Source organism: Streptomyces sp. NPDC090499 (assembly GCF_044769305.1).
Classification (GTDB): domain Bacteria; phylum Actinomycetota; class Actinomycetes; order Streptomycetales; family Streptomycetaceae; genus Streptomyces.
Genome location: NZ_JBIVXP010000016.1, coordinates 46,155 through 61,907 on the forward strand (window position 1 = coordinate 46,155; position 15,753 = coordinate 61,907).

The 15,753-nt window shown below is 70.5% G+C and carries 14 protein-coding genes; 10 read left to right on the plus strand and 4 right to left on the minus strand.

Annotation, left to right across the window (positions count from 1 at the left end; genetic code table 11):
* Nucleotides 1-133: 133 nt before the first annotated feature.
* Nucleotides 134-1,471: a jacalin-like lectin gene (locus ACIQVL_RS39190; protein ID WP_403441525.1), complete on the minus strand. Its 1,338-nt coding sequence runs from the start codon at nt 1,469-1,471 to the stop codon at nt 134-136.
* Between the two features lie 496 nt (nt 1,472-1,967).
* Here ACIQVL_RS39190 and ACIQVL_RS39195 point away from each other — a divergent pair, with 496 nt between their 5' ends.
* Entirely contained in the window at nt 1,968-2,639 is a 672-nt protein-coding gene (locus ACIQVL_RS39195) for a lamin tail domain-containing protein (RefSeq protein WP_403477756.1), read from the plus strand.
* A 79-nt stretch (nt 2,640-2,718) separates the two neighbouring features.
* Here the strand turns inward: ACIQVL_RS39195 and ACIQVL_RS39200 are convergent, their stop codons facing one another.
* The gene (locus tag ACIQVL_RS39200; protein WP_403477757.1) at nt 2,719-3,675 is read right to left on the minus strand and encodes a ScbA/BarX family gamma-butyrolactone biosynthesis protein; all 957 of its coding nucleotides are present in this window, start codon (nt 3,673-3,675) and stop codon (nt 2,719-2,721) included.
* Nucleotides 3,676-4,069: 394 nt separating this feature from the next.
* Here ACIQVL_RS39200 and ACIQVL_RS39205 point away from each other — a divergent pair, with 394 nt between their 5' ends.
* The 3 genes from ACIQVL_RS39205 (at nt 4,070) to ACIQVL_RS39215 (ending at nt 6,636) form a co-directional block, all read left to right on the plus strand.
* On the plus strand, nt 4,070-4,804 hold the full coding sequence (locus ACIQVL_RS39205) for an HAD family phosphatase (RefSeq protein ID WP_403477758.1): 735 nt from the start codon (nt 4,070-4,072) through the stop codon (nt 4,802-4,804).
* 284 nt (nt 4,805-5,088) lie between these two features.
* Nucleotides 5,089-5,754 (plus strand): ScbR family autoregulator-binding transcription factor, encoded by a 666-nt coding sequence (locus ACIQVL_RS39210; RefSeq protein WP_403441536.1) that lies wholly within the window; start codon nt 5,089-5,091, stop codon nt 5,752-5,754.
* A 225-nt stretch (nt 5,755-5,979) separates the two neighbouring features.
* Nucleotides 5,980-6,636 (plus strand): ScbR family autoregulator-binding transcription factor, encoded by a 657-nt coding sequence (locus tag ACIQVL_RS39215; protein ID WP_403441539.1) that lies wholly within the window; start codon nt 5,980-5,982, stop codon nt 6,634-6,636.
* A gap of 200 nt (nt 6,637-6,836) precedes the next feature.
* Here the strand turns inward: ACIQVL_RS39215 and ACIQVL_RS39220 are convergent, their stop codons facing one another.
* Nucleotides 6,837-8,108 carry an FAD-dependent oxidoreductase gene (locus tag ACIQVL_RS39220; protein ID WP_403441542.1) on the minus strand — a complete coding sequence of 424 codons (1,272 nt, stop codon included), beginning with the start codon at nt 8,106-8,108 and terminating at the stop codon, nt 6,837-6,839.
* 542 nt (nt 8,109-8,650) lie between these two features.
* Between ACIQVL_RS39220 and ACIQVL_RS39225 the strand changes: the two genes are divergently transcribed.
* The 4 genes from ACIQVL_RS39225 to ACIQVL_RS39240 all read left to right on the plus strand — a co-directional run bounded on the left by ACIQVL_RS39225 (nt 8,651) and on the right by ACIQVL_RS39240 (nt 12,587).
* Complete coding sequence (locus tag ACIQVL_RS39225) at nt 8,651-9,622, plus strand: DMT family transporter (RefSeq protein WP_403477759.1); 972 nt, start codon at nt 8,651-8,653, stop codon at nt 9,620-9,622.
* A gap of 306 nt (nt 9,623-9,928) precedes the next feature.
* Nucleotides 9,929-10,786, plus strand: a complete 858-nt coding sequence (locus tag ACIQVL_RS39230) for a BTAD domain-containing putative transcriptional regulator (RefSeq protein ID WP_403477869.1) — start codon at nt 9,929-9,931, stop codon at nt 10,784-10,786.
* Nucleotides 10,787-11,018: 232 nt separating this feature from the next.
* A complete protein-coding gene (locus ACIQVL_RS39235; RefSeq protein WP_403441548.1) occupies nt 11,019-11,171 on the plus strand; it encodes a hypothetical protein in 153 nt (50 codons plus the stop codon).
* A gap of 210 nt (nt 11,172-11,381) precedes the next feature.
* A complete protein-coding gene (locus tag ACIQVL_RS39240) occupies nt 11,382-12,587 on the plus strand; it encodes a hypothetical protein (protein WP_403477760.1) in 1,206 nt (401 codons plus the stop codon).
* Between the two features lie 127 nt (nt 12,588-12,714).
* Here ACIQVL_RS39240 and ACIQVL_RS39245 read toward each other — a convergent pair whose 3' ends face one another.
* Nucleotides 12,715-13,332 (minus strand): NUDIX hydrolase, encoded by a 618-nt coding sequence (locus ACIQVL_RS39245; protein WP_403477761.1) that lies wholly within the window; start codon nt 13,330-13,332, stop codon nt 12,715-12,717.
* Between the two features lie 235 nt (nt 13,333-13,567).
* Between ACIQVL_RS39245 and ACIQVL_RS39250 the strand changes: the two genes are divergently transcribed.
* Both ACIQVL_RS39250 and ACIQVL_RS39255 read left to right on the plus strand, forming a co-directional pair.
* Nucleotides 13,568-15,106 (plus strand): ISL3 family transposase, encoded by a 1,539-nt coding sequence (locus ACIQVL_RS39250; protein ID WP_403477762.1) that lies wholly within the window; start codon nt 13,568-13,570, stop codon nt 15,104-15,106.
* A gap of 45 nt (nt 15,107-15,151) precedes the next feature.
* On the plus strand, nt 15,152-15,628 hold the full coding sequence (locus tag ACIQVL_RS39255; RefSeq protein WP_403477763.1) for a DUF6924 domain-containing protein: 477 nt from the start codon (nt 15,152-15,154) through the stop codon (nt 15,626-15,628).
* Nucleotides 15,629-15,753: the final 125 nt, after the last annotated feature.

Sequence of the window (15,753 nt, forward strand, 5' to 3'; positions counted from 1 at the left end):
AAGCCATGCGGCCATCATCGCCGATGTGCCGCTCGCCCCGACCGGGGCGAGCGGCACATCGGCCGGTGGACGTCATGAGCAGACGTCGTGAACGGTCCACCGGTCCACCGGCACATCGGCCGGCCGCGCGCGGTCAGCGCTGCGTGTAGATGAAGCCGACCTTGTCCAGCTCGTCGCCGGAGCGTCCGTGGAAGCCGGCGATCTGCCAGCCCGACGGGGCGGTGCGGGTCACGCAGTCCGAGGTCGTCGCGCCACCGGCGAGGGTGCGGCCCAGGTTGGTGGTGAACTTCGCGTAGAAGATGCGCGTGGTGTTGTTGTACTTGCCCTCGCACAGGTAGGCCGTCGTCACGTACTCGCTGCTGCCCAGGGTCAGCGAGGACGCCGTGCCGCCGGTGCCGCCGTGGGTCAGCGTCGTGCCGTCGGCGAGGGTGACGCCGACCTGGTCGACCCGGGAGCCGGAGCGCAGCGAGATGCTGGTGGCGCGGGCACCGGCGGCCACCTTGTCGATGTCCTGGTAGTAGTCGCCGTGCGGGCCGCCGAACTGGTCGCTCAGCTGGAAGTTCGCGTTCTGGGACCAGGAGAAGCCGACCGTGATCGGGTCGTGGTCGGAGAGCATCAGCCCGTCGTCCGTCAGGAACTTGGCGTGCTCGTTGTTGTACGAGGTCGCGTTCAGGTTCACCAGCTTGCTGCTGCGGTAGAGGACCTTGTCGACGACCTCGCAGGTGTTGGGCACGGTCGCCCCCGACTGGTCGCAGACCAGCGCGTCGCTGCCCTTGGCGGGCGCGCTGCCGCCGCGGATCAGCTGCACCCAGGCGTCGGTGAGCCCGTTGTTCGCGGCGAATTCCGCGATCGTGTCGGCGGAGCGGGTGTAACGGGTGTTGGTGTCACCCATCACCACCACCGCGTTGCCGGCCGAGTGCGTGCCGATGAAGGACGTCAGCTGGCTGAGGTTGTCCGCCCGGGAGGCCTCGTCGCCGTCGTTGGTGCCCGCGTTGGTGTGCAGGTTGTAGAAGTCGACGTAGACGCCCTCGGCGAGCCGCTCGCGCATGAAGGTGAAGCCCTTCGGCGTGAGGCAGTCGCCCGAGTCGAGCTGGCAGGAGTTCCAGCCGACGCGCTCGAAGTCGTCCCCGTCCCATGCGTAGTTGGAGACGGTGTTGAGCCCGCTGCCGATACCCGCGCCGCCGCTGGTCGCGGTGCGGTAGGGGTGCGTGTCGGTGGCGTACAGGTAGGCGTGGTAGTTGAAGTCCTCCTGGACGTTGACGATGTCGTACGGCGCGATGCGCTTGCCGATCTCCGTGGTGCTGGTGTCGCGCGGGGTGGGTGCGCTCGACAGGCCTTCCGGAAGCCCGGCGACGTTGTACGTCAGCACGCTGAACGTGCCCGAGCCGGCCGCCGCGGCCGGGGTGGCCGTCGCCGTGAGCCCGCCGAGAGCGGCGACCGCGGCCGCCAGACAGGCAACAAGTCTGCGCATGGGGGTGTCTCCTACGGGGAGGGGGTGCGCTGAGGGGTGTGGGCATGCCGATGAGGCACGCCAAAACGTAGCGGTAAACGCTTTCTCCCGAACCCCCCTTGTTACTAACCAGTTTGGAAATTCCTCGTGACGCGCGAAAGATCGGCTTCTCGCCGTGCGGCCGATCGGGCGCTGACTGTTACTCACTTTCGGGTGACCCGGGGGCTGGTCACCTGTCGGTCCGGTGGTGGCCGAGGCCGGTGCCTGCGGGGCGGAAGAGGGTGAAGAGGCGGCAAATCCGCCCATTCAACTAGTAAATGGACGTTACATCCGAGAGTCATGGGAAAGCGAAGGATCCGTAATAGGCGCTGTGTGGCGCCCGGTCCGGGCCCGGCCGGGGCGCAGGGTGTGGCTGCGCGGCCGACCGGTCGCCGTCTCGCTCCACACACCCCTCGCGGCCTGCGGCTTCGTGCCGCACGCGGCCGGGGTGTGCTCGAACCCCGTGAAGGGGGACCACGTGTCCGTTTCCGTCTCCGCGACCGCCCGCCGTCTCGGCTCCGCCGCCGCCGTCGCGGCCGCCCTGGTGGCCGCCACGGCCCTGCCGGCCGTCGCCCGCCCCGCGGTGCCGCACCGCGACGCGGTCGTCATCAGCGCCGTACAGCACGACCTGCGGGGCCGCGCGGTCTACCCGGGCCGCGCCCTGAACCGGGAGTGGGTGGACGTCACCAACACCTCGCGCCGGGACGTCGACCTCCGCGGCTGGTCGCTGTCGGACGACGCGGGCAACACCTACACCTTCCGCCACTACCGGCTGGCGGGCGGTGCCACCGTCCGCGTCCACACCGGGGAGGGCCGGGACACCCGCACGGACCTGTACCAGGACCGCCGATCCTCCGTGTGGAACCGCGACGCCGACACCGCCACCCTGCGCAACGACCATGGACGTTACGTCGACTCCGCCTCCTGGGGCCTGCACCACCGGCGTCCCATGGACGAGCGGCATGCCGTCGAGCACCGTCCGATGGAGGAGCGGCATGCCGTCGAGTACCGTCCGATGGAGGAGCGGCATGCCGTCGAGTACCGTCCGATGGAGGAGCGGCATGCCGTCGAGCACCGTCCGATGGAGGAGCGGCACGCCGTCGCCCGCCCGGCCGTGGAGGACCGGCACGCCTTCAGCCACCGCCGTTGACCGGTGACCGGTGACACGTCCGCCGCCGGGCCCCTCGAAGGAGCCCGGCGGCGGACGTGTGTCACAGCGGCGCCCCGTATCAGGCCCGGAGGACCGGCCCGCTCACCGTGGACGTGAAGACCACCTCGCCGTCCTGCACGCCGACGACGTCGACGGTCGCCGTGCCGTCGTCCCCGGCACTCACCCCCGTGACGTCGATCCAGCAGGGGCTGTCGATTTCGACATAGCGGACGAACGACGAGGACGTGCTCGCCGGGATCAGCGCACGGGGCGCCAGCCGGGCGCAGGCGGCCTGCCGGGCGCCCTCCATCAGGACCATGCCGGGCAGGTGGTCGCCGCCGTGGTCGAACAGGATCGGGTGGTCCAGGTCCGGGGTGAGCAGCCAGCGGTCGGGCGCATCCGTGGCCGTCAGCACCACGTCGGCGGGGGAGGTGCGGCCCACGGCCGCGGGCGGCATCGGGCCGGCCGCGACGGCCGGGCCGGCCGGAGCCGCTTGTCTCGCGGGCCGGTTGGCGCGCAGCCGGGTGTAGACGGACGGCGTGACGACGGAGTACCGGCCCTCCCCGTGGGCGACGGGGACGCCGTCCCGGCGCAGGGTGAACCCGATGCCCATCCGGCGCGCGGAGGCCCGGCCGCGCGGCGCGGGGTCCGGGCAGGTCACGTCGAGGTGGAAGTCGGTGGGGCGGGAGGCGATCCGCAGCCGCTCCAGATCGGTGTGGCAACTGAGCGACCACAGCACGAAGTGGTGGCCGAGCGGCACACCGTGTTCCGCGTGCGTCACGAACATGCCGGCCTGCCGAAACGTCTCTGCGGCCTGGAGCGGGTCATGGCTCGAACCGTCGGCGCTGTTGAAGAACGTGTGGGCGCGGGGCCACTGTCCGGTGAGCGAGAACCGCAACCCGTCGTCCTGGGCGGTGCAGCCGGTGAGGAACACCTCGGCGAGGGACGCGCGGTGGACGTACTCCTTGGGGACCGTGGTGGTCAGCCGAGGCAGTACGGGCAGACCGACTCCGATCTCGCTGGCGGACAGACTCATCGATGACCCCCCGTCGGAAAGCTCTTCGTTGGCTTGAAGCTCTGTTCGACGCCTATAAGATACGGACCTACCGGTTTTCTCGGGTCGGCCACTAGGTAAAGGATTCACCAAGCGTGGTTCGACTCGATCCATGCATGACTCCGCTCAGTGGTGGTTTGGCCAAGTATTTTCGCGCTCAATCATGCCGGTGGACACGGCGAAAAACGGACTAACTGGCAGATGTCGACGACTTGTTGTCGATGACACCGAAGTCCGCATGACGCGAGGGAAACCACGCCGACGGTTTCTTTCGGTCAGATTCCGGGGAGTTGGACCAGCCGTCGCGGAACCTGACCCCGCCCCCGCCGGACGGCCCCTGCATGATGGTCGAACGGCCCGCGAGAGGGAGACCCCGATGGAACCACTGCGCACCCTGCGCCTCGCCGCCGTCAACATCGACGGCGTCCTCCTCGACGACAGCTTCAGTCCCGTCCTGCACCGGCTCGTCCTCAAGTACGGCGGCACGTACACCCGGGAGCTGGAGCAGCGGCTCTTCTCGCAGTCCCGGCTCGCGGCCGCGAAGGTGCTGCTGGAGGAGACCGGCGCCGGGGTGAGCGAGCAGGAGGCCATCGCCGACTACTTCGCCGAACGCGAGCACTACCTGCGTGACCACCCCGTCCGCACCCTCGACGGCGCCGAGGAACTCCTGCACCGGCTGCGCGGCCTGGGCCTGGACGTCATCTGCTACGGCGGCCTCGACGAGACCCACTTCCGCCGTCATCTCGGTGCCTGGGAGCACCTGTTCACCGCCCCGCACTACATCTGCACCAACGACTTCCGCCCCGGTATCCGGGAGATCGTCCGGGACCGCTTCGGCCTCGGCTACCACCAGGCCCTCTTCATCGACGACGTCGCCCGCTTCGCCGACCACGCCAAGGAGCTGGACGTGCCCTTCGTCGGCCGCCCCAGCACCTTCGAACACGGCTTCCAGCGCGAGCTGATGCGCGAACTCGGTGTCCGGCACATGGTCGGCCGCCTCGCCGAGATGGACGAGGAACGCCTGCGCACCCTCGACCGCGAGGCCGGCCTCGGCACCGTCTGGCAGGACGCGGACTCCCTCGCCGGTCCCGCTCCGGCGCAGGCCGGGTGACCCGGAGGACCCTCGGGGCCACCGTCGAGCGGTGCGGCCGTCTCGATGCCGCCGCCGTCGAGTACACTCCGCTGTCCCGTGCCGCCGGTCCGCAGGAGGCCCGGGTGGCCGCCGCCCGCCGTGGGGTGACCGGGCGGGCTTCGCCACGGGTGCCACACTTGCCGTGGACGGCGGCGCACCGCCCGGGACCGACCGGGAATCCGCCCCGCGCGGCCGAAGTGCCCGTCCCCGATTGGGGTAAGGTACGTCACGTCCGGTTTTGTTTTGACCGAGGAGGGGTCCCCATGGTGCGTCAGGAGCGTGCGATTCGGACCCGTCGTGCTGTTGTCGAGGCTGCTGCTGCGGTCTTCGCCGAGCGCGGGTACACGGCGGCGACGATCGCCGAGATCCTCGAACGGGCCGGAGTCACCAAGGGTGCCCTGTACTTCCACTTCGACTCCAAGGAAGCCCTCGCGCGGGGTGTGATCAACGCCCAGATCAGCGACGACTACTGGGTGCCGCGCGAGCTGAAGCTGCAGGAATGGGTGGACATCGGCATGACGCTGGCCCACCGCATCCCCAAGGAGGTCATTCTCCTCGCCGGGATAAGGCTCTCCGCCGACCTCCAGGGGCGCTCCCTGTTCGGCAGTGCCTGGCCCGCCTGGACCGAGCTGGTGACGGACAAGCTCGTGGAGGCCAAGGAGCGCGGCGAGGTGCTGCCGCACGTCGCACCGCGCGAGACCGCCGAGTGCTTCCTCGGGGCCTGGATCGGGACCCAGTTCATGTCCGAGGTGGTCTCCGACTGGACCGATCTCAACGACCGGATCTCCGTCCTCTACAACCACGTTCTGCCGGCCATAGCCACTCCCGCGGCCCTGATCCGGCTGGACACCGCGCCCGACCGGGGTGCCCGGGTGGTCGAGGAAGTCGAGCGCCGCCGGCAGGAAGAGCCCGTACCCACCGAGGCCTGACCAGCCTCGACCAAACCATCCGCCTGGTTTGTTGCCCACCGAAGCCGACCATTGCCGGTACCCCGGCGCCCGACCAGGACGGCAGGGACTGTCCGGCCGAGCCGCGGACGACGGCAAACCTATCAATCGTGCTGTTTGTTAAGGTTTTTCGAGTCGCAATGCCGCAGGCCCAGGGGGAATCGGACCGTTCAACTCCGGTTTCGCCCGGAATGACAGGGGGACGCGATGGTCAAGCAACTCCGGGCGGCCCGAACCCGGCAGGCCCTCGTTCTCGCCGCCGCCGAGTTCTTCGCCACCGACGGGTACGCGCTGTCCTCACTGCCCGCGATCAGCCGGCGGGCCGGAGTCAGCGCCGGAGCGCTGCACTTCCATTTTCCCAGCAAGGAAGCCCTCGCGGCCGAGGTGGAGAGTGCCGCCCGGCGGACCGTCGAGCAACTGGTCGCCGACCGGCGGCCGTCGACCGCCTCCGCGCTGCACCTGCTGGTCACGGTCACCCGGGAGGTCCTGGCCGCGGTCGCGGCCGACGTCGTGGTCCGTGCCGGGTTCAAGCTCGGCGTCGATCCCTCCCGGAAGAACGGCATGGGCTTCGGCCGCTGGTGGCGTGCCTGGGTGTGCGAGGAGCTGCTGCGGGCGCAGCACGCCGGGGAACTGGCCGACGGGGTGTCGCCGGACCGGGTGGCCGCGGTGATAGTCGCCGTGACGGTCGGCTTCGAAGTGCTCGGCGCGGAGGACCGCGACCGGATCTCGCCCCGGCACGTGGAGCAGTTCTGGTCCCTCGTGCTCCCCCAACTCGCCGTGCGCTGCGACCAGTTCGCGAGCATTGCGGTCCCCGACACCCGCCCCCGGGCGGAGAGTGCGCCCACCGGCCGGAGCCCGGTTTGACAAACCGTCCGCGCCGTTTTTGACTCGGCGCTTTCGACGTCCGGGAGTGCGAGCGGATCGCCGGCACCGGGTACGGCGGACCCGCTCGCCAGGATCGGCTGACGGGCCTGCCGGAACCGGGCGGCGGGCCTGCCGGAACCGGGCGGCGGGCCCGCCGGAACGGGGCCTACGGGCCCGTCAGGACCGGGCGAGGGGGTTCGTCAGGCGCCCCCGACGTGCCGGGCGATCCGTACGGCGGCGAACTCCGTGCCCGCCACGAACCGCATCATCGGCCCGAACATCGGCGCCGCGAGCGAGCCGGTGAAGTAGAGACCGGGCACCGACGACTCGAACGTCCCGCGCAGCGCCGGTGCCTTCGAACCCGGCACGCACGCCACGGCGTCCCGGACCGCGGGCGACAGGAACGGCAGCGCGGCCAGGTCCAGCCGGTAGCCGGTGGCCGCCAGCACGTGGTGGACCGCGAGGGACTCGCGCGCGCCCCCGGGGCCCGCGACGTCCAGGCGCACCTCCGGTCCCTGGACCACGGCGCCCGTGACCCGGCGCGAGGTGCGCACCGGTACGACGCCTTCCACCCGGTCCCGCAGCCACCAGCCGCCCGACGGGCCGAGCGCCCGCCGGAACAGCAGCAGCCGGGCCGCCGCGGGCAGCCACCGCACGCCACCCGGCGACGCGCAGACGCCGGCCAGGATCCAGCCCGTGCCGAGCGGCGAGGCCGGCTTGGTCACCCGCTCGGTCCAGGGCCGGGACAGCTCCGGCGTCATGCCCCACAGCACCGTCCGCTCACGCACCAGGACCTGCGCCTCGGCACCCGCCTCGTGCAGCAGCGCGGCGCTCTCCAGCGCGGACTGACCACCGCCGATCACGGCCACCCGCCGTCCTGCGTACACGGACAGGTCCGTGTGGTGGCTGGTGTGCGAGACCCACGCCCGCGGGCCCGGCCCCTCGGGCGCGAGCCGCCGCAACTCGTCCGGGACATGGGCGAGACCGTTCAACCCGGTCGCCACCACGACGGCCGAGGCCGTCATCTCCGTCCCGTCGTCCAGCCGGACGGCGAAGCCGGGCCCGGACGCCGCCCGCTCGACGGCCGTCACCCGGGCCGGCTCGACCTCACCGACGTACCGCTTCTGGAACCACTGCCCGTACCGGACGAAGACGTCGCACGGGATCGGTGTCAGCTCCGTCAGTTCCGGCTCGCTGTGCGCGCGCCGGAAGTCCGCCAGCCGGCCGCCGGGCTCGGGAGCCGACAGGTCGGTCGCGTCCGGCGTCGATTTCAGGTACATCCCGGTGGCCATGGCGTGCCGCCAACTGCCCATCACGTCACCGAACACGCGTACCGGCGCCCCCGCCGCCCGCAAGTGGGCGGCCACCGACAGCCCGTAGGGCCCGGCGCCGATCACCACGACGGGTGGCCGTCCGTGCCCGGTGACCGGCTGCTCCTGGGCAGGGCGCTGCCCCGGAAGCGACTGCGTCATGCATTCCTCCGCTGGTCTGCTCGCCGCCTTTCCCCTGGGCGGCGCGACACTGCGGGATGGCACGGTCCGGCGTGAAACGGCCGTGCTCGTCCCCCCTCCGCGGGTGAGTCTGTCCCACGGACGGGCGCCGGGAAACGATATCGGCGCACGTTGGCCAAAACTTGGTCGAACCATACGACAAGTGGCACTAGTCGGATCATCGACGTGCGACGGGCGGATGCCGGTGATCACGAGAGCGACAGGAATGATCGTCGCGCCGGCCGCGCCCGCGGCGGTGGGCGTCGCCGCGCCGACCATGGCCCCCACCCGAGATCGCCGGCCGGGGACCACGGCCGCCGGGTCCCGACGGCCGCCCCTGTACGATCGCCCCGTGAACACCTACTGGCACGTCGTTCTGCCGCCGCTCTGCGCCTGACGGGCGCACCCACCGACGGATCGAACCCGAGTTCCCGGCCCTGCCTTCGAGGCGGCCCGGAGCCGGTGTCGTGCGCCCGTATCGAAACCAGTCCGCAGACGGTATTCGACGACGGAAGTTCACGACCGTGCCCAACGACACCTCATCCCGCTCTTCCCGCGCGCAGGGCGGCGCCGCCGCCGCGCGCCCGCGTCCCCGCCGTACCGGCCCGTTCGCCGGGCCGCTCCCGATCCTCACGGCCGCCGTGCTGTGGGGTACCACCGGGACCGCCAGTTCCCTCGCCCCCGCCGGAGTCCCGGCCGCCGCAGTCGGCGCCGCCGGCCTGGCTCTCGGCGGCCTGCTCCTGTTCCTGACCGCCCCCGGCAGTCGCGTCCTGCCCAGGGTCTGCGAAGGCGGCGAACGCAGGCTGCTCGCCCTGGGCACCCTCGCGGTGGCCGGCTACCCGCTCACCTTCTACCCCGCCGTGGCGCGTACCGGCGTGGCCGCGGCCACCGTGATCGCGCTCGGCGGCGCGCCCGTCCTGGCCGGCCTCCTCGGCTGGCTCACCCGCCGGTCCCGGCCCTCGGCCCGCTGGGCCGCCGCGACCGCGGCGGCCGTCCTCGGCTGTACGGTGCTCGTCCTCGGTCCGGAACTCGCCGGTGACGGCACCCCCGTGGACGCCCTCGGCGTCCTGCTGGCGGGGCTCGCCGGTCTGTCGTACGCGGTGTACGCCCTGGTCGGCGGGCAGCTCATCGCCCGTGGACATGCCTCCGGCGCCGTGCTGGGTGTGATGTTCGGGGGAGCGGCACTGCTGGTGCTGCCGGTCGTGCTGTGGGGCGGGGGCGGCGGGCTGCTGACAGGGCGGGGAGCGGCCGTCGTCCTGTACCTGGGGGCGGTCACCAGCTTCCTGTGCTACCGCCTGTTCGGGCACGGCCTCGGCCACACCACCCCGCAGGTCGCGACGACCATGACGCTGGCCGAGCCGGCCGTGGCCGCGGTCCTGGGAGTCGCGGTCCTGGGCGAGCGCCTGCCGGGCGTCTCCTGGTGCGGACTGGCGGTCCTGGCCCTCGGCATCGTGCTGCTCGCGCTCCCCGCCGGCACCGGAGGGCAGGGCACCTGAGACACCTGACCCGACCCGCAGCGGTCAGGTAACCGACCGGATGGGCTGTTTTTAGCTGTCGCTGAGGGCGAGATTCCGCCTGATTCGGTGACCGATTCGAGGGGTCGGCCCGCCGGTGAACCAGCCCGCCGGTCGTTGAAACAGTGGCTCCAAGCTGCCGGTTCGGCGATCGGCGGAGGTGCGGTGAAGTCCTGTGACGGTTCGCCGGCGATTCACCGGAAGCGCTCGGGCCGGGAGTCTGTTGACAGACCGTCCATGCTGTTTTCTACTGGCGAAGTGTCAGACGAGAAGGCCAGGGAGACGCGTGTGGACATCGGGCTGCTGGGAGCACTGGACGTGCGGGAGAACGGGATCTCCGTCGTCCCGACCGCACCGAAGCCCCGCCGGCTGCTGGCTCTGCTGGCACTGCGCGCCGACCAGGTGGTGCCCGTCCCGACCCTGATCGAGGAACTCTGGGCGGGCACCCCGCCGCGCAGCGCCCGCACCACCCTGCAGACCTACGTGCTCCAGCTCAGGGAACTCATCGCGGCCGCGCTGCGCCGGGCCGCCGACTCCGAGGGCGGGGGCGCCCGGTCCGCGAAGGACGTGCTGACGACCCTGCCGGGCGGCTACCTGCTCGCCACCGGAGGCGGAGGCAGCGACATCCAGGAGTTCGAGCGGCTGTGCGAGCAGGGCTGTCGCGCCATGGACGACGGGAACCTCGCGGGTGCCTCGGGCACCCTGCGCCGGGCCCTGGACCTGTGGACCGGCCCACCCTTCGCCGACGTATCCACCGGGACCCACCTGGCCGTGGAGGCACGGCGACTGGAGGAGAGCCGGCTGTGCGCCCTGGACCAGCGCATCGAGGCCGACCTCCAGCTCGGCCGGCACCGCGAGCTGCTCGCCGAACTCACCGTCCTGACCAGCCGCTACCGCACCCACGAGAACCTGCACGCCCAGTTCATGCTCGCCCTCCACCGCTCCGGCCGGCGCGGCGAGGCCCTCCTCGTCTACCAGCAGCTGCGTTCCCTCCTCGTCAGGGACCTCGGACTGGAACCGTCGGCACGCCTGCGCCGCCTCCAGCAGTCCATCCTCATGGCCACCGCCGACAACCCCGGCACCCCGCCGCACCAGGACGACCTCACCGCGCCGGCGCCGGGCGGGGGACTTGCCCGCGCGCTCTGAACCTTCACATGCCCCCGTGTCCGATGGCCGCCAGGTGGTCCGATGGTGAACGAGTGGTTGCGAGGCTGTGGGTTCTTCCCTGTCCGGGCAAAGGGTTGCCTCCGGAGTTCACAAGAGATCTTGTTCATCCGTTCACAGTGCACTTACAACTTGCTGCACAGCCTGCATGAACGCGGCGACGCCCTGACGCATCGGCTGCTTCTGTCCGGTAGCTGTGCGTGGGGGAAAGTCGGTGGGTGGCGTGCGTCCGCTGGTGCGGTGGCGTGTGTGGGGTGTCGTTCTGGCGCTGGTGGTGTCCTTCTGGGCCCAGGAGGGTGCCGCCGCCTACGCGGCCACCCGGCCCTCCACCTCCCTCGGCGCCGATCTCGGGCACCTGTGGAAGTGACTGGCCGGCAAGGACGGCTCGGGGCCGGGATCCAGAACCGGCTCGGCCGCCGACGTCAACGCGGCCAAGAACGCCAAGGGCCACCCGGCCGGACACGCGCCCGGCAAGGGCAGGGGGCAGCTCGAGGCCTGGAAGGCGCCGCACACCACCACGGAGAAGGCCCGCTCCGCGGCCGCGGCCACCGGATTCGACCCGAGGACCAGCAAGCGCGTGGCGGCCAAGTCCGGCGCCCAGTTCGACTACTACCAGAACACCGACGGCTCCTTCACCCGCAAGGTCTCCCAGTCCCGGGTCAACTTCAAGGACTCCGACGGCACCTGGAAGCCGATCGACACCGAGGTCGCACGCGGTCACGACGGCCGCTGGCACGAGCGGGCCAACTCCCTCGGCGTGTCCTTCGCACCCGCCACCGGAACTGAAGAATCGATTCGGCAGTCCGCGCTGCGGGGGAGCGGCGGCTCCGTCGTCCCCGCCGCGCTCACCTGGAAGACGGCCGCCTCCGACGACGCGACGGCCTCCGCCGACGCGACGCTGTCCGCCGACCCGACCGCCTCGCCCAGCCCCAGCGTCAGCTCCGGCACCTCGGCCCAGGGCGACTTGGCCACCCTGACCCTCTCCGACAGCGAGTCCGTGTCCTGGTCCCTCGCCGGCGCCGCCGCGGTCACCGGCACCGCCTCCGGCTCCTCCGTCGAGTACGACGGCGTCCTCACCGACACGAACCTCGTGCTCGCGCCGACCGCCGACGGAGTCAAGGAGTCCCTCGTGCTGACCTCGGCGAACGCGCCGACCAGCTGGGTCTTCCCGATGTCCCTGAAGGGCCTGACGCTGACCACCGCCACCGACGGCACGGTGGAGCTGGTGGACGGCAGCGGCACGGTCGCCGCGAGCCTGCCCCAGCCGTTCGCCCGGGACTCCCACGTCGACCCCGCCACCGGCGAGTCCCACGACAACTGGGACATGACCTACAGCGTCACCGACGTCGACGGCACCCCGGCCGTGAAGATGTCCCTCGACCCGTCCTGGCTGTCCGGCTCCGACATCGCCTTCCCGGTGACCGTCGACCCGACCATGACGGTGTCTACGGCAGGCCAGACGCTCACGACCTACGTCTACTACCCGAACACCGCCGACTACTCCTCGGACACGACCCTGCGCGTCGGCACCCCCGACGGCGGCGCGTACATCGGCCAGGCGTTCATGAAGTTCCTCGGCCTGCCGGACACCGACGGCTACCACATCAGCGCCGCCGCGCTGCACCTGTTCGACGTGTGGGCGTACACGTGCAGCTCGTCCACCTCGTACAACGTCATGCCGATCACCGAGCAGTGGTGGGTGACCGGGCAGAAGTCCTGGTCGGACCGGCCGGCGACGGCCGCCTGTCGACGGTCACGACATTCCCCACTTCCGACTGTTTGAGCGTCACGCAATTCCCCACCCTCGCGGTCACGACTCCCCATGGGGACCGCGGACGGGTGCGGTGCTGGTGTCGGGCCCCAGCGTGGCGGGGTTGCGCCGGATGGGCATTGCGCACACCCTGAGGAGGCTAACCGCGACGCTTCCTGGTCCGGGTGTGCTGCAGCTTGCGTGTGAAGCGGTGCATGTGGGGGTCGAGCAGCTCGGCCGGCTCAGCAAGCACCTGCTCGTCGGTCAGCCACCGGATTGCGTTGAACTCGCCTTGGTCGTAGGAAGTGATGGTGTGGGCGTCGGCATTGAGGAGGTACCACAGCGAGACGTCGGTATGCGTGCGCTGTCCCCGGGTTCGGGTGACGGTGAGGAAGAGGGGATGCTCTCCGGTGATCGGTGATGCCACCGCCTCGATGCCCAGCTCCTCACGGCATTCGCGCACCACCGAGGCCCACGGGTCCTCACCTGGCTCGACGTGTCCTCCGGCTGGCAGCCACAGGCCCGCCTTGCGGTGCGCGACGAGCAGCAGCTGCCCCCGCGTGTCGTCGAGGACAACGAAGTAGCTCACCAAGTGCATCGCCGGAACATCTGGCTTGCGCACCCGGTAGATCGGGGCTCCGCCGGCGATCCACTGCGTGGCGGACTCTAGGTGGGTGCGCTCCAGGTCATCCCACGGTTCGATAGCACCGACCAGCTTGAGAAGGTGGGCCCGCGGCTGATCCTCAGGAGTGGTGAGCAGGTCGTCAGGTGAAGTCATCTGCGCATGCTGGCAGGAGCCACTGACAACCGTGCCCGACGGCCACCAGCGACTGCGGGCACTGGGGAATTACGTGAACTTCTGGCTGGGGAATTTCATGGCTCTGTCAGCAGTTCCGTGAATCCCCAGGTCAGCGGCAGGAACGCCGGATCGTTTCGCCAACGTACTTCCTGCCGTGGCGAGCAAGACGATTGAGGATGTGCTGTTTCCCGGGATCGATGTGCGGGTGGAGGGCGTGAGCGACTCCTCAGGCATCCTGGTGGTGGAGGCGGTGTCGACGGCCCGTCCGGGTCGGTGTCCGAACTGCCGCAAGCAGGCCCGCCGCGTCCACAGCATGTATCAACGCACGCTGGACGAAAAGCCGTTGGGCTCGCGCCAGGTCATCATCCGTCTGCGGGTGCGCCGGTACTTCTGCGACCGCAGGAGCTGCTCCCGCACGACCTTCGTCGAGCAGGTGGCGGGGCTGTCCGCGCGCTACCGCCGTTCCAGCACCGGGCTGGTGGGCTGGCTGCGGTCGATCGCGATCGAACTCGGCGGCCGTCCCGCCGCCCGGCTGTGCCGCCGGTTGCGGCTGGCCGCGGGCCGGACGCGGCTGCTCGGGCTGCTGACGGCACCGGCAGTGCCGGACCGTGCCCCGCGCGTGCTGGGGGTGGACGAGTTCGCCTTCCGCAAGGGCTGCACCTACGGCACCGTGCTGGTCGACGTCGAGGCCGGCCGGGTCGTGGACGTGCTGCCCGACCGCACCTCCGAAACCTTCGCGGCCTGGCTCAAGGAGCATCCCGGAGCGGAGATCATCTGCCGGGACCGGGCGACCGCCTACACCAAGGCGGTCAGGGAAGCCGCCCCCGACGCCCTCGAAGTCGCTGATCGATGGCACCTGCTGCAGAATCTGTCCGCCGCGGTGGAGAAGACCTGCCACCAGCACCGTGACTGCCTGCGCAAACACGTCGAGGAAGAGACGGTGCCCGAAGTGCCCGAGGTGGCCCCGATGCTGTTACCGCCCGCGGAACTGCCCCGCACCCAGATCATCGAGTGCACCCGTCACCGCTACGAGGACATCCACCGCCTGCTGGAGAAACGCTGGACGATCAGCGCCATCTCCCGCAGGCTGAACCTCGACCGCAAGACCGTGCGCCGCTTCCGCGACACCGACCTCGATCAGCTGCTGGCCTCCGCCCGCGAGCGCCGCCCCAACGGCGTCCTGGAGCCGTTCAAGGCATACCTGAACGCCCGCTTCACCGCGGCGCAAAGCCAGGTCAGCGGCACCCGGCTGTTCCTGGAGATCCAGGCACGCGGCTACCGGGGAAGCCGCCAGGTCGTCCGCAAACACCTCGCCGCCCTGCGCGCGGGCACCGCCGAACCGGTCCGGGCCGACATCCCCAGCCCCCGCAAGATCACCTCCTGGATCATGCGGCCCCGCGAGACCCTCACCGACAGCCAGAACGAGCGCCTCCTTCAAGTCCGGCTCACCTGCCCGGACATCACCAGAGCCTGCGACCTCGCCCGCGCCTTCGCCGACCTGGTCCGACACCAGCGCGGATACCTCCTGCTGGAGTGGATCCGGCAAGCCGAACAGGACGCACCCAAGCCCATGAAGGGCTTCGCCGGCTCCCTCCGCCAAGACCTCGACGCCGTCACCGCCGGCCTCACCCTCCCCTGGAACTCCGGCGTCGTCGAAGGCCAGGTGAACCGGGTGAAAACACTCAAAAGAGCAATGTACGGCCGAGCCTCGTTCGAACTCCTACGGACCCGCATCCTTGAAAACAGCCCGTGAGACAGTCGGGCACGGCTCACCGATCGTCACCGAGGAGAAGGATCCATGAGAGCGTTGCCCGCCGTCACCGGCCGTGATGAGTTCGACGTCCTGGTCGTCAGGACCGACTACCACGACGATCAGGCGTGGCAGGACGTGACGGCGGCACTGACGGAACCCTGGGGAGACAGGCCCTACGAGGCACACGTCCACTTCATAGACGACCCGGCCTGGGCAGGAGCAAGCGTTGACGAGGCGCTGAACGCGGTCTGCGCCGACGAGAACCTGGCCGTTGTCTTCCTCGCCGACCGCACAACCATGCAGGCCGAGAGCCACGCGTTGCTGGCGGTCACCACGCTGACGCGGGAGGAGTGCCTGGACGACGAGGACTACGAGCAGCTGACCGAGTACGGCCGTGAGTTCCGCACCATCCCCGCAGGGGTCCACGACGTCCACGCCAACCTGAGCATCGGCAACCTGGGCTTCGAGGAGTACGCGGCACAGGCCCACGATGATCCCGAGGGGATCTACCGGTCCTTCTGAACAAGGCTCACGAAACTGCGGACAGAGCCAATTTCATGAGCGTCCACACCGAGCCCGATTCGCGGCACCAGCCGCATCTGGCTCACGAAATCCGTCAGGTCAACGGCTGCGGAGATCGAGTATCG